The organism is Halorubrum luteum (genome assembly GCF_054652935.1).
Window position 1 is genome coordinate 1,436,262 of record NZ_BAAIGT010000002.1, and the last position, 12,786, is coordinate 1,449,047.

Sequence of the window (12,786 nt, forward strand, 5' to 3'; positions counted from 1 at the left end):
TACCGGTGGTGTGGCGGAGCGATCACTCGTCGTCGAGCGCCTGCCAAGAGAGCCGGGGATTTCGCGCCGCGGTAGCCTGGTCGATCCGTTGTGCTGTCGTCCGGTTCGGTGCGGACTCGAGCGCCTCCTCGGTGTCGGCGTACGCGAGATTGAACGCCTCGGCGAGATCATCGAGGGAGGAACGGCTCTCGATCTCCGTCGGCTCGGTGAGCATCGCCTCCGGCACCATCTCCGGCCACTTCGTCGTCGGCGGGTGGACGCCGAAATCGAGCATCCGCTTGGCAACGTCCGCGGCGTCGCGGTCGCCGGACGTCGCGGCGAACTCGTGGTGGAACGGTCCGTACGGCACGTCGAGATCGATCTGCTCGGCGAGGTAGTTCGCGTTGAGCACCGCCTTCGCGGAGGCGTCCGCGAGCCCCTCGTCACCGAGCCGCGCTATGTACGCGTACGTCTTCAAAAGCACGAGCCAGTTACCGGTGAACCCGTGGACTTTCCCGATCGACCGTTCCGGCTCGAACGTCTCGTAGCCGACCGCACCGTCGTCGACCTCGCGGACGCGCGGCGTCGGGAGGAACTTCTCGAGCTCCGCGACGACGCCGACCGGACCGGCACCCGGACCGCCCCCGCCGTGTGGCGTCGCGAACGTCTTGTGCACGTTGTAATGCATCACGTCGAACCCCATGTCGCCCGGGCGGGCGCGGCCCAACAGCGCGTTGAGGTTCGCGCCGTCGTAGTACAGAAGCCCGCCCGCATCGTGGACGATATCGGCGATCTCCGTGATATCGCGCTCGAACAGCCCGACCGTGTTCGGGTTCGTCAGCATCAGCGCGGCGGTGTCGTCGCTTACGGCTGCCCGCAGTGCCTCCACGTCGACGCGACCCTCGTCGTTTGCGGGCAGCTCGACGACATCGTACCCCGCCAGCGCCGCGGTCGCGAAGTTCGTTCCGTGTGCCGAGGCGGGGATAATAACTTCCGAGCGATCCTCGTCGTTGTGGTCGTGGTACGCCTTCGCGATCAGGATGCCCGTAAACTCGCCGGCGGCACCCGCAGGGGGCTGCAGAGTCACGGCATCCATCCCGCCGATCTCGGCGAGATACTGCTGTAACCGGTACTGAAGCTGCAACGTCCCCTGCACGGACTCCGCCGAGCGATCGGGGTGAACCGCCCCGTTCGGGTCGGCGGCGACGTCCTCGATGAACTTGGGGTTGTACTTCATCGTACAGCTCCCGAGCGGATACGGTCCGGAGTCGATAGCCCAGTTCATCTGTGAGAGCCGGGTGTAATGGCGCGTCACCTCCGGCTCGGAAAGCTCCGGCAGGGTGAGTTCGTCACGCGTCAGATCCGAAGGGAGCGGTGAGGATTCCGAGACGTCGACGGTCGCTTCCCCCTTCTCGGCAAGCAGCGGTTCGTGCAGGTTCTTCTCCTCCCGGGTGTATCTGGCTTGGTCGTGGTTCATCTCACAGCACCTCCGCGAACGCGTCGACCAGTGCGTCGGTTTCGTCGGCGTTCAGATCGGTGACGCAGACGCCGAGTAAGTGGTCGTCGACGACGTGTACCGCGAACCCCTCCGTTTCGAGGTCGGCGGCGACGGCGGCCGCCGGCTGGTCGGTTCGAACGGTGAACTCCCTGACGTGGTGGCGGTCGTGTACGGGCGCGGACGCACCCGACAGCTCGTCGATCTCCGCGGCGAGCGACTCCGCCTCACGGACGCAGTCGTTCGCGAGCTCAACGAGCCCGTCGGGACCGAGCATCGCGGCGTGGATCGCCGCACGGAGCGCCACCCACGCCTGGTTCGTACAGATGTTCGACGTCGCCCGCTCCTTCCGGATGTGTTGCTCGCGAGTCTGGAGCGTCAACGTGTACGCGCGGGTCCCGTCCGCGTCCTCGCTCGCGCCCACGAGGCGACCGGGCACCTGCCGAAGGAAGTCGTCCTTGCAGGCGAAGATGCCGAGCCCCATTCCGTAGGCGGTCGGCAGACCGAGCGCGTCGGCTTCACCGACGACGATGTCGGCATCGACGCTTGCCGGCTCCTGTAACACCGCAAGCGAGACGACGTCGGAGCCCAGCGTGAACAGCGCGTCGGCATCGTGAGCGACCTCCCCGATCGTCGCGAGCTCCTCCTCGATACAGCCCCGAACGGTGGGGTTCTCCGCGTACACCATCACGACCTCGTCGTCTGCGCGTTCGGCGAGCGCATCCACGTCCGCGTTTCCGTCGTTCATCGGATACGACTCCACGTGTAGATCCGCACCAGCACAGTAGTTTTCGAGGACCGCTCGCTTCCCCGATCTGAGCTGGTCGGGGACGAGAACGACGTCACCGGTCGTCGACCGAACGCGATCGGCTAGAGTCGCGGCCTCCGCGAGCCCGGTCGCCGCGTCGTACATCGAGCAGTTGGCGATCGGGAGCCCGGTGAGCTCCACGAGCATCGACTGGTACTCGAACAGCGCCTGCAGGAACCCCTGCGTTATTTCGGGCTGATACTGCGTGTAGCTCGTGATGAACTCGGCGCGGTCGGAGAGATGGTCGACGACGCTCGGAACGTAGTGGCCGTAGTGACCCCGGCCGAGGAACTCCGTAAGATCCTCGTTGTCGGCGAGGATCCGCCGACATTCGGCACGAATCTCTCGTTCCGTGCGGGACTCGATTCCGAACTCGCCGTCGAACGCGATGGACTCTGGAACGTCGAACAGCTCCTCCTCGTCGTCGACGCCGAGCACGTCGAGCATTTCGGCGGTTTTCGCCGGCGTATGGGGCGCATACGGAGTTCCGCTCATCCGCTCACCTCTCCGTCGGTGGCCGAGGACGTATCACTCGTCGCCTTCGTCGACCGGCTGCTACGCAGCTCGTCCGTTGGCCAGTTGCCAGCAGTACCGCGTCCGTCCTCCGGTCCCTGATTATCACCCGTTGCGTATCCGTCTCGACAGCTGGCTACCGTGTTCATGTGGTAAGTGGTCGGGAGATCGTCGCCGTGTTACGCGATCTGTGCTTCGTATGCGTCGGCGTCGAGCGCGTCGTCGAACTCGCCGGTGTCAGACGGGGCAACCTCTATCATCCATCCGTCGCCGTACGGGTCATCGTTGACGAGCTCCGGCCGGTCGAACAGCTCCTCGTTCACCGCGACGACCTCGCCGGACACCGGTGCGTACAGGTCCGACACCGCCTTGATCGACTCGACGACGCCGAACCCCTCACCGGCGACGACCTCGTCGCCGACATCTGGAAACTCGACGAAGACGATATCGCCCAGCTCGTCCTGTGCGAAATCCGAGATGCCGATCCGGACGGTGTCGTCGTCGACGGTGGTCCACTCGTGCGATTCTAGGTATCGTAACTCGTCAGGTACTTCGAAGCTCATTGGTTACACGTTCGGCTGTGTCGCGTCCCCACAGCTGGTTGGAGGGGTGGTCAGCGCGCAGTCGACCCCATGGTCGAGCGGCAGCCCCCCATCATCGATGATCAACGACACGGCTGCTATGTACTTCCAAGCAGGAGGAAATAAAAGGTATGTTCTCGGATGGCTCGGTAGAAACGGTGATCCACGGTCCGTTCACGCCCAGCGATCGAGCCCGGTCTGGACGCACGACTCCTCGATCCGATCGAACCCCCGAGCCACCTCGTCGGCGTCGACACCCCACTCGTCAACGACGTAGGTTCGAGCGGCGGAGACGTCCGGATCGACGTCCGTATCGAACGACGGGTCGTCGTTGACCGGCGGATCGAAGAACAGCTCGCGGATCGCTTCTGCGTTCGGAATCTCTGCACTCCGCGACTCGAGGACGCTCCACAGATCCCCGTGCTCGCGGATCTCCTTTAGAGCGGTCTTCGGGCCGACGCCGTGGATCCCCTCGTTGAAGTCGGTCCCACAGAGCAGCGCGACGTCGACGAGCGCCTGCCGGTCCAGATCCAGCTCCTCGAGCGTCGCCGAGAGGTCCATCAGTTCGGGATTCCCCTTGCTGGTCAGCCCCCGAAGCGTGTACGGGGCACCGAAAAGCAGCGTGTCGTAATCCTCGCTGCCGGCGTAGTCGACGACCCCAGTAGCCGCCATGTGAGCACACTGTGCTTCGCCTTCGGCTGGAGCCTCAACGATCGGCACGTCGAGCAGTTGCAGCAGCTCCCGCGTCGTCTCCTGGATGGTGTCGGTGAGCCGCTGAGTTCGTGCCTCCAGTCTGGCGGCCTCGACGGCGTCGCCGCGCTCCTCGGCAGCCTCCTTGCGCTGCTCGGCGCGCTCGCGTTTCTCGCGCCGTTCGGCTACCTCGTCGGCTTTCAGATCGGTGACGGTCCCGTCGAACACCATCACGGGGACGAGGTCGTGCTCGAAGAACTTCGGAACTCCCTGCACGATCCCGATCAGATTCGCCACTTCCGTCCCGTCGGTCGTCGTGTACGCCTCGTCCGCGGTCCATTTCACCGTCGTCGTGAGATATCGGTATAGCCAGTTGTGAGCGTCGACGGCGACGACGCTCCCCTCGATCTCCTCGAAGGCAACCTCGCGGATCGACGCGAGCGCTCGCAAGTCTGCATTACCCATTATCAGTCGGGTGGTGACGGCAGGTATTAAATGGTTGATTCGATGCACGTCGCTTCGTCACTCCTCGACGAACACGGTCGCATACATCCCGCCCTCCTCGTGCGGAATGCACACGTAATCGTACCGACCCGGCACCTCGAACGTGTGGGAAAACTGCTCGCCGTTGTCGATCTCGCCGCCGAAGTCGGACCAGAAGGCGTCGCGTGCGCTCCGCTCGTCCGTAAAGCCGCCAGACGCGAAATACTCCGCTTCCTCGGGGATCGCGTTCTCGTAGGCCGTCACCGTGTGTCTGCGAGTTGATGTGTTCTCCCAGACGACGGTCGTCCCGGCCGTCACGGTCAGTTCGTCGGGGGCGAACCCGTCGGCCGTCATGGCGACGTCGTACGCATCGTCGTCGAGACAGCCGGCGAGGGCAGCGGGAACCCCGACCGCAGCACCCGCGACACCGACCCGCCCGAGAAATCGTCTCCGGTGCATATCGGACTTCGGGGACGCTGTCGTTTGAATATCGCGGTTCACATTCACTCGCTGGGAACGCGCTCAGCGACGCGACGAGTCGCGATCGGGTGTACGTGTTGCGTGGACGCAACGAGCGCCTATAACAAACCCTAAAAGCAGGGTCGCCAACCGATCCGGTATGCATCTGCGGGTAATCACGCGGCTCGGGCTCGCCGACGCCGTGACGGTGGCGAACGCGGCCGTGGGATTTCTCGCGGTCGTCGCCGCGACCGTCGATATCGAACTGGCCGCCCGGCTGATCCTGTGTGCGGCCATCGCCGACGGCCTCGACGGCGTCGTCGCCCGACATCGCGGATCGACGCCAGCAGGCCCCTACCTCGACTCGCTCGCCGACGTCGCCTCGTTCGGGGTCGCGCCCGCGATGGTCGTCGCCGTCGCCGTCCGTGACGGCCGCACGCTCGGAAGCGACCCGCTTTTCGTCGGCGTCGGCCTCGGAGCCGGCGCGCTGTTCGTCGCGATGGCCGTCGCGAGGCTCGGCTTATACACGGCGTACGACAGCGACAGCCGCGAAACCGTCGGTGTACCGACGACGCTCGCGGCGACAGTCCTCGCAGCCGCGGTGCTCGCGGGGTACACCGCACCCGTCATACTCGTCGCCCTCACGGGTGTTTTTGCGGTGCTTATGGGAACGACGATCGCGTATCCCGACCTGCACGCGCAGGACGCACTCGTGATGGGCGTCGTGCAGGCGGCGGTGATCCTCGCTCCGGTCGCGAACGCCCTCGTCCCCCGACTGCCCGAGTGGATCGGCGAGGGGTTCGCGTTCGCCCTGCTGTTTCTCTCCTGTGGCTATCTACTTCTCGGCCCATGGTTCTACTGGGGCGACGGGATCGGGATGCCGGCCGATTGAACGGGAGCAACTCCCGGTCGTCGGTCATTCGGGCCGCTACTCGAACGCCGACAGCGACCGTTGTCCGGACGCGCGTCGCTCGTCGGGCGGAACGCTCGTCGCGATCACCTCGTTCACCTCGCCGCGGGCGTCGGCGTCGCTGTTGATGGCGCGAGTCGCGCCGACGTGGTCGACGTAAAGCCCCGCCTCGTCGTACGGATCGTACATCACGCCGGAGTTCGAGAGCACGACGTGGACGCCGCGGTCGGCGAGATCGGTGACCAGTTCCAACAGCGCGAGCTGGTCCTCGCGGTCGAACCCGCCGGCGCTGTACTCCGCGAAGTCGGCGGTCGGACTCATCGGCTCGTACGGCGGGTCGAAGTAGACGAGATCCCCCGGCGTGGCGACCGCGGCGACGTAGTCGTACTCCCCCTGTCGGAGCGCGTCGTCGGGAAGTCGCCGAAGAACGCGGCTCGCCTCGCGTACCTGGTCGGCGCGCACCCAGTCGGGGTCGGCGTAGCGCCCTATCGGAACGTTGAACTCGCCGTCGGCGTTCTCACGATACAGTCCGTTGAACCCGGTCCGATTCAGATACAGCAGCCGGGCCGCCTCCGCGAGTTCGTCGAACGGTTCGTCGTTCGGACGACGGTTAAAAAGCGCCCGCTGCTGATAGTAGTAGGCGTCGACGGCCCGGCCCTTTCTGTCGACCTCGGAGAACTGCAGGTTCGGGTCCGGATCGCGTTCCGGATCGTCGAACTCGCGGCAGCGTGCGATCAGCGCGTCCGGGCGGTCGCGAACCTGCACGTAGAAGTTGTGGAGTCTGACGTTACGGTCGTTCACGGTCCCGTGACGGGGCTCGTGGTCGAAACACAGCGCACCGCTTCCGAGAAACGGCTCGTGGTAGCCGTGCTCGGCGGGGTCGTACGCCGCCGGGAACCGGGCGTACAGCTCGTCGAGCAGCTGGCGCTTCCCGCCCGCCCACTTGAGGATCGGCGTCGCCATCGGTCGTCCGACACGAGCGCCCGCGAGTTGATAAGGGTTCGTCGATCGCGGCGGTCGCTGGAACGAGTTACAACAGCTCGTCGAACGAGTTACAACAGCTCGTCGAACGACTTGTGTCGGGAGATATCGACGCCGTCCTCGGTGACGACGGCGAGGTTGATCCCGTTCCCGGACGCGAGGTCGCGCTCGACCGCGGACTTGATAGCTTTCGCGGCGACGGTTTTCGCGTCGTCGACGTCCAGTTCATCGTCGTACTCCTGTTCCAAGACACCGAGCGCGTACTGGGAGCCGGAGCCGGTCACCGTGTACTCCTCCTCGATGACGGAGCCGAGCGGATCGATGGAGTAGATGTGGGGGCCCTCCTCGTCGACGCCGCCGAGGATCGGCTGGACGATGTAGAACGCGCCGGTGCGAAGGAGGTTGCCGGTTAGCGTCGACAGCGCCTGCATCGACATGTCCTTTCCGCGACGCGCCTCGTAGAGGTTCGTCTCCGCACGGAGCGTGGAGATGAGGTTCTGTGCGGCAGAGACGCCGCCGGCGATGGTGAGCGCGCCCGTGGGGTGGACCTGCTCGACCTTCTGGACGTCCTTCGAGGAGACCATGCCGCCGAGGGAGGCACGCATGTCCGTCGCAAGCACGACGCCGTCGGCGGTCTTGATGCCGACCGTCGTCGTCCCCGTCTTGACGCCGTCGTCGTCGCCCGCGGCGGTACTCCGCTGCTCCGCGCCTTCGAACTCGCCAAGCTCCGGTCCGAAAACCGGCTGATCGCGGCCCAGGTCGCCGGTCGGCCCGTTCGAGAGATCGCCTGTCGGTGTTCGCATTACGCCTCCGTAAGCCCGGCGCGCTGATAAAGGCAACCCTTCGAGTACTCCCCGCCGGTGTCGACACCGACGACCTGTCGACGACCTGTCGATGACCCGTCGACAGCCTGTCGACGGCCACATCTTCGGACGGTGAGAACTCCTTGCAGAACGGATCGGACGGCGGCCGACGCTGGCGAACGGAGATCGTCGTCGTCAGAAGGGGATGTGTGTCAGTGTGCGTCTACTCGTCGGCGTTCTCGTACGCCTCGCCGGTCGCTTTCAGCAGGTGATGAACCGGGATGTTGATGCCGAGCTGCTTGCGCGCGAACATCGCCACGGGAAACAGCGAGATCCCGACGGCGACGGTCGCCTGATGGAGCCCGAAGAGGGCGGCCGTTCGGATGCGGTCGAACATTGGTCTACGTTCGCTTCCAGCCGGAGACCATATATAAACTTTCTGTCCCGGGGGTAAAGCACACCCCGCCGCAGTCTTGCGATTATGAAATTAAATTATCGATGATGAAATTAACTGTCACGGTCACGGATGGACGCATATTACAGGCGCGTCGAACCCGACGCATTTGCATAACTTATGAGAATCCAGCCGGACTCGTGCGCCTACCTATCCCTGTTGCAGAGCAGTTCCCGGACCGTCGTCTCGACCGCGGCGGCAGCAGCCTCGACCTCCCGCACGCGAACGTACTCGCGCTCGGCGTGAGCGACCGCCCCGGCCCCGTCAGCGAGATCGCCCGGGCCGAACACGACCGTCGGTGCGGGCGCGAAGTACGACGCCTCCGTCGCCGCTCCGAACGGTCGAACCGATCCACCCCGCTCCGCCGGAACTCCTTCGGCGGTCGCTGCGGAGCCGACGGTCCCGGCCAACGTCCGAACGAGTCGGTGGTCGGGATCCGTCGAGAACGCCTCCAGAAACGGTGACTCCCGGTCCGTGAGGTCGAAAGCCACATCGACGTCGTCGGGAGTCTCGACGCGGACGGCGGCCGCCAGCGACGACCGGAACTCCGCGGCGGTCTCCGGCGGTATCGACCGCCGATCGACGACGACGGAGCAGTTCGCCGGCACCTGATTCGTCGCCGACCCTCCGTCGATCACGGTGGGCGTGAGCTTCGGCGGACCGAGCTGGGGATGGGCGTCCGCGTCGTCGTCGAACGTCCGGATCGCCCGGAGCGCGCCCTCCGCAGCCGCGACCGCGTTGACGCCCTCGAACTCGGCCGCGTGCGCGGCGACCCCGGACAGCGAAACGGTCCCCTGAAACCGCCCCTTGGCTGCCGTACACACGTCCAACCCGGTGGGTTCGCCGACGATGAACATGTCTCCATCGAGACGGTCCGTGGAGTCCGGCACGAGCCCGACCAGCGTGGCTGCGCCGAGCGACAGCGTCTCCTCGTCCGGCGTCACCGCGAGCGTGAGTCGTCCACGGTCGGGAGCCGTGGAGAGAAACCCCGCCAGCAACGCCGCAAGCGGCCCTTTCGCGTCACACGATCCCCGTCCACGTATCACGTCGACAGGATCGTTCGTGTCCGACTCTCCCGTCTCGTCGCCAGCGGTCACATCTGCCGCCGCTCGGTCACGCTCGAACGGCACGTGCGGCGTCACCGTATCGATGTGGGTGTTCAACACGAGATGCGGCCCGCCCTCGGGCGCGGACGACACCTTCTCGGCGAGTACGCAGCCGTCGGCAACGACCTCGGCGTCGACCCCGAATCGGGCGAGCGTGTCGACGAGTAGCGCTCGCATCTCGTCGACGTCCTCGTGTGAAGGCGTCGCGACGGCCGCCTCGAGGAACGCGATCGGGTCGAACGCTCCCCCGGCAGTCGCTGACGTCCCACTCATCTCGACTCCGCGGGGAGCGTCCAGCTCATCTCGGCTCCGCGGGAAGCGTCCCGCTGAACTCGTGAGTCACGGGGCCGGTGAGACTCGCCGGGCCGCCGGCCGGAACGGTGATCGTAAGCTCGCCGCCCGGCGGTCGCGTCCGCACGGTTTCGCCGTCGACGATCCCGAGCCGTCGGGCGACCGCCGCGATCGCGACCGCGCCCGTGCCACACGAGAGCGTCTCCCCCTCGACGCCGCGCTCGAACGTGCGTTGGTCGATGGCCGACACGTGGTCGTCCCTCGCGCCGTCGTCCACGACCGCGGCGAGGTTCACGTTCGCGCCCGCCGGGAACACGTCCGCGTGGCGAACCGGCGGCGCGACTGCCGCGAGGTTCACCTTGTCGACGTCGTCGACGAACGCGACCGCGTGTGGAACGCCCGTGTTCACGGCGGTCACCGTCAGCCCGGCGACCGACTCCTCGATCAGCTGTGTGTCGCGGTCGAGCGGCACGTCCCGGGGCCCGAACCGCGGCGTCCCCATCTCGATCGTTGCCGCCGTGGCGTCCTCGTTCACGCTCGCGCGACGCGTTCCGGCCTGCGTGTCTATCATGAACTCGTCCTCGCCGGTTCGGTCGTGGGCCCAGCGAGCGACGACGCGCGCGCCGTTGCCACACATCGCCGCCGTCGACCCGTCCGGCTGGACGAGCGTCATCACGACGCGCGTCGGTCGATACTGCTCCTCGATGCTCAAAAAGAGGACGCCGTCGGCACCGCGACGGCGGAGCGGTTCCCCGTTCGACGGCGCGTCCCGACCGGCCACCCCGTCGCCACCCGCCTCGCTCGGCTCCGATTCGAACGCCGACCAGTCGACGCCCGCCTCGCGGTCGCAGTGTCGCTCGGCGAACGCGCTTCGGTCGCTAACCGTCTCCGCGGCGTCGACGACGATGAAATCGTTGCCCGTCCCGTGATACTTCTCTATCGGAACCGCGTGGGTGCTCATTCGTCCACCTCGCGTTCGACCGTCGTGAGGTCCGCGAGCGTCTCTCGTCGCCGAACGAGCCGCGAGTCGCCGTTCGCGAGCGCGACCTCCGCAGGCCGCGGCCGCGAGTTGTACTGGTTTGCCATCTCGTAGCCGTACGCGCCCGCGATTCCGACCGCGAGGAGATCGCCCCGAGCCGGACGCGCGAGTTGACGTCCGTTACAGAACGTATCACCGGTCTCGCAGATAGGTCCTGCGACCGTGACGGAAGTGGTCTCCCGGTCGACGGGGGATGGCTCCTCCTCGGCACCTCCAAGGTTCCGGATCGGATGATACGCGTCGTACATCGCCGGTCGTAGGAGATCAGTCATCCCCGCGTCGACGCCCGCCACCGTCGTTTCCCTCGTCGGCTTCACGGTGTTCACCCGGGTCACCAGCACGCCCGCGTCCGCCACGACGTACCGACCCGGCTCGACCGCAAGCGTCGCGGTCCCTCCCGCCCACGTGTGGATCTCGCCGATCGCCTCCCGGGTCGCGTCCGCCACGGCGGGGAGATCCAGGGGCGGCTCCTCCTCCCGATACGGGACGCCGAAACCACCGCCGACGTCGACGTACTCGAGATCGACCGCGTCGACGTCCTGATCGACGTCCTGATCGGCCTCCTGATCGGCGTCGATCGATCCCGATGCGGGCCCATGCTCGTCCGGCGCGACGAGTGCGCGTGCCAGATCCCCCATCCGCGACACGAACTCGCGGTGACTGTCGAGCTGGTCCGCGTCGATCCCGGATCCGGCGTGTGCGTGGATCCCGACCACGTCGAACCGATCCGTCGCCTCGCGGACGACCTGGGCGGCCCGGTCGTACGGGACTCCGAACTTCGGCGCGCCGCCCGTCCGGACCTTCTCGTGATGACCCGCTCCGACGCCCGGATTCACCCGAATGCAGACGCGGCCGTCGTACCCCCGGTCGGCGAGCCGGTCCAGCGTGTCGACCGCGCCGGCCGTCACGGTCACTCCTGGCTCCGTCTCGGCGACGCCGACGATGTAGTCGAGGTCGCGGTCGGGCGGATTAACCGCGGTGTAATGGAGACGATCACCGGGGAATCCGGCCGCGAGCGCCCGGTCGACCTCTCCGGCCGAGGCGCACTCCGCCTCGAGTCCGGCCTGCCGAACGGCGTTCAACACGGCGCGACCGGTGTGGGCTTTCACGGCGTAGCGAACGTCGGCGTCCGGAAACGCCGCCCGTAGCCGATCGCAGTTCTCCCGGACACGGTCGGTGTCGACGACGTACAACGGGGTGTCGTACGCGGCCGCGAGTTCGTGGAGAGTCTCCGCGTTCCAGTCGGTTACCCGTCTGACCAACGGGTTATCGGCCGTCGTCGCTTTCGACACATCCGCTTCTCGCTCGGCCGCGCCGCCCCCGTCGTCGTTCATTCCCGGAGCGCGTCCTCCCGCCGCGTTGCCTCGAGCGTCTCGGTTTCCACGTCCGTCGCGACGACGGCGGGCTTGTACGCGCCGCCCTCGAAGAGGTCGTGATCGCCGACCGACGACTCCACCATCCGGGTGAACGCGCGACGGTCGGCGGGGAGGTGACCGTAGAGCACCGCCTCCTCGACGAGGTCGTACACCGGAATCCGCGGCGTGAGGAGCGTGTTCTCGCCGACGATCGAGTTCTCGCCGACCCGGAACCCCGAGGTGACCCGGCAGCCCGCGCCGAGCGAGACGCCGTCCTCGATCACGACCGGCGCGTCCTCGACCGGCTCGAGCACCCCGCCGATCAGCGTGTTCGCGCCAAGTTTCACGTTCTCGCCGAGCTGCGCACAGGAGCCGACCGTGTCACAGGAGTCGACGAGCGTCCCGTCGCCGACGTACGCGCCCATGTTCACGAACGACGGGCTCATCATGATACAGTCGCTGCCGAGGTACGCCCCGCGGCGGATCGCGGTCCCGTCCGGCGTGTTTCGCGTGCCGCGCGCGCCGAGATCGTGCGTGTTTCGCAGCGGGAGCACGTCGTAGTAGGTGACCCCGCCGTACTCACGGGGCTCCGTCTCGCGGAGGCCGAAGTTGAGAAGGATGCCTCGCTTGACCCACTCGTTGGCTTCCCAGGAGGTAACGTCGTCACCGGTCTTCTCTGCGGCACGCACCTTCCCGGCCTCGAGCGCCTCGAGGAACGCCTCGAGGACGGCCTCGTCGTCGGCGGTCGTCTCCGCAGCGGTCAGTTCGTTCTCGTCGTAGCGATGCCAGAGGTCGGATACGTCGGATTCGAGCGTCATTGATGCGAGTAGTGAACCAGG

The 12,786-nt window shown here is 66.7% G+C and carries 13 protein-coding genes; 1 reads left to right on the forward strand and 12 read right to left on the reverse strand.

All coding sequences use genetic code 11. The annotated features are described in order from the left end of the window. Positions 1–22: 22 nt before the first annotated feature. The 5 genes from gcvPB to ACYQ0R_RS07155 form a co-directional block, all read right to left on the reverse strand. Positions 23–1,456 (reverse strand): aminomethyl-transferring glycine dehydrogenase subunit GcvPB, encoded by a 1,434-nt coding sequence (gene gcvPB / locus ACYQ0R_RS07135; RefSeq protein ID WP_459821978.1) that lies wholly within the window; start codon positions 1,454–1,456, stop codon positions 23–25. A gap of 1 nt (position 1,457) precedes the next feature. Next, complete coding sequence (gcvPA, locus tag ACYQ0R_RS07140; protein WP_459821980.1) at positions 1,458–2,777, reverse strand: aminomethyl-transferring glycine dehydrogenase subunit GcvPA; 1,320 nt, start codon at positions 2,775–2,777, stop codon at positions 1,458–1,460. A gap of 197 nt (positions 2,778–2,974) precedes the next feature. Beyond that, positions 2,975–3,358 carry a glycine cleavage system protein GcvH gene (gcvH, locus tag ACYQ0R_RS07145; protein ID WP_459821981.1) on the reverse strand — a complete coding sequence of 128 codons (384 nt, stop codon included), beginning with the start codon at positions 3,356–3,358 and terminating at the stop codon, positions 2,975–2,977. A gap of 192 nt (positions 3,359–3,550) precedes the next feature. Continuing rightward, entirely contained in the window at positions 3,551–4,531 is a 981-nt protein-coding gene (gene fen / locus ACYQ0R_RS07150; RefSeq protein WP_459821983.1) for a flap endonuclease-1, read from the reverse strand. Between the two features lie 57 nt (positions 4,532–4,588). Beyond that, on the reverse strand, positions 4,589–5,008 hold the full coding sequence (locus ACYQ0R_RS07155) for a plastocyanin/azurin family copper-binding protein (protein WP_459821985.1): 420 nt from the start codon (positions 5,006–5,008) through the stop codon (positions 4,589–4,591). Positions 5,009–5,168: 160 nt separating this feature from the next. Here ACYQ0R_RS07155 and ACYQ0R_RS07160 point away from each other — a divergent pair, with 160 nt between their 5' ends. Then, on the forward strand, positions 5,169–5,900 hold the full coding sequence (locus ACYQ0R_RS07160; RefSeq protein ID WP_459821987.1) for a protein sorting system archaetidylserine synthase: 732 nt from the start codon (positions 5,169–5,171) through the stop codon (positions 5,898–5,900). A gap of 36 nt (positions 5,901–5,936) precedes the next feature. Here ACYQ0R_RS07160 and ACYQ0R_RS07165 read toward each other — a convergent pair whose 3' ends face one another. The 7 genes from ACYQ0R_RS07165 to ACYQ0R_RS07195 all read right to left on the reverse strand — a co-directional run bounded on the left by ACYQ0R_RS07165 (position 5,937) and on the right by ACYQ0R_RS07195 (position 12,765). Further along, positions 5,937–6,881 carry a DNA adenine methylase gene (locus ACYQ0R_RS07165; protein ID WP_459821989.1) on the reverse strand — a complete coding sequence of 315 codons (945 nt, stop codon included), beginning with the start codon at positions 6,879–6,881 and terminating at the stop codon, positions 5,937–5,939. 89 nt (positions 6,882–6,970) lie between these two features. Beyond that, positions 6,971–7,702, reverse strand: a complete 732-nt coding sequence (psmB, locus tag ACYQ0R_RS07170) for an archaeal proteasome endopeptidase complex subunit beta (protein ID WP_459821991.1) — start codon at positions 7,700–7,702, stop codon at positions 6,971–6,973. A gap of 223 nt (positions 7,703–7,925) precedes the next feature. Continuing rightward, positions 7,926–8,099, reverse strand: a complete 174-nt coding sequence (locus ACYQ0R_RS07175; protein ID WP_459821993.1) for a hypothetical protein — start codon at positions 8,097–8,099, stop codon at positions 7,926–7,928. A 203-nt stretch (positions 8,100–8,302) separates the two neighbouring features. Next, complete coding sequence (locus ACYQ0R_RS07180) at positions 8,303–9,535, reverse strand: M20/M25/M40 family metallo-hydrolase (protein WP_459821994.1); 1,233 nt, start codon at positions 9,533–9,535, stop codon at positions 8,303–8,305. A gap of 25 nt (positions 9,536–9,560) precedes the next feature. Then, positions 9,561–10,514, reverse strand: coding sequence for a diaminopimelate epimerase (gene dapF / locus ACYQ0R_RS07185; RefSeq protein WP_459821996.1), 954 nt, complete (start codon positions 10,512–10,514; stop codon positions 9,561–9,563). Next, the gene (locus ACYQ0R_RS07190) at positions 10,511–11,926 is read right to left on the reverse strand and encodes a diaminopimelate decarboxylase family protein (protein WP_459821998.1); all 1,416 of its coding nucleotides are present in this window, start codon (positions 11,924–11,926) and stop codon (positions 10,511–10,513) included. The genes dapF and ACYQ0R_RS07190 overlap by 4 nt, the downstream gene beginning before the upstream one ends. Beyond that, positions 11,923–12,765, reverse strand: coding sequence for a 2,3,4,5-tetrahydropyridine-2,6-dicarboxylate N-succinyltransferase (locus ACYQ0R_RS07195; protein ID WP_459822000.1), 843 nt, complete (start codon positions 12,763–12,765; stop codon positions 11,923–11,925). Before ACYQ0R_RS07195 ends, ACYQ0R_RS07190 begins: the two co-directional genes overlap by 4 nt. Between the last annotated feature and the right edge of the window lie 21 nt (positions 12,766–12,786).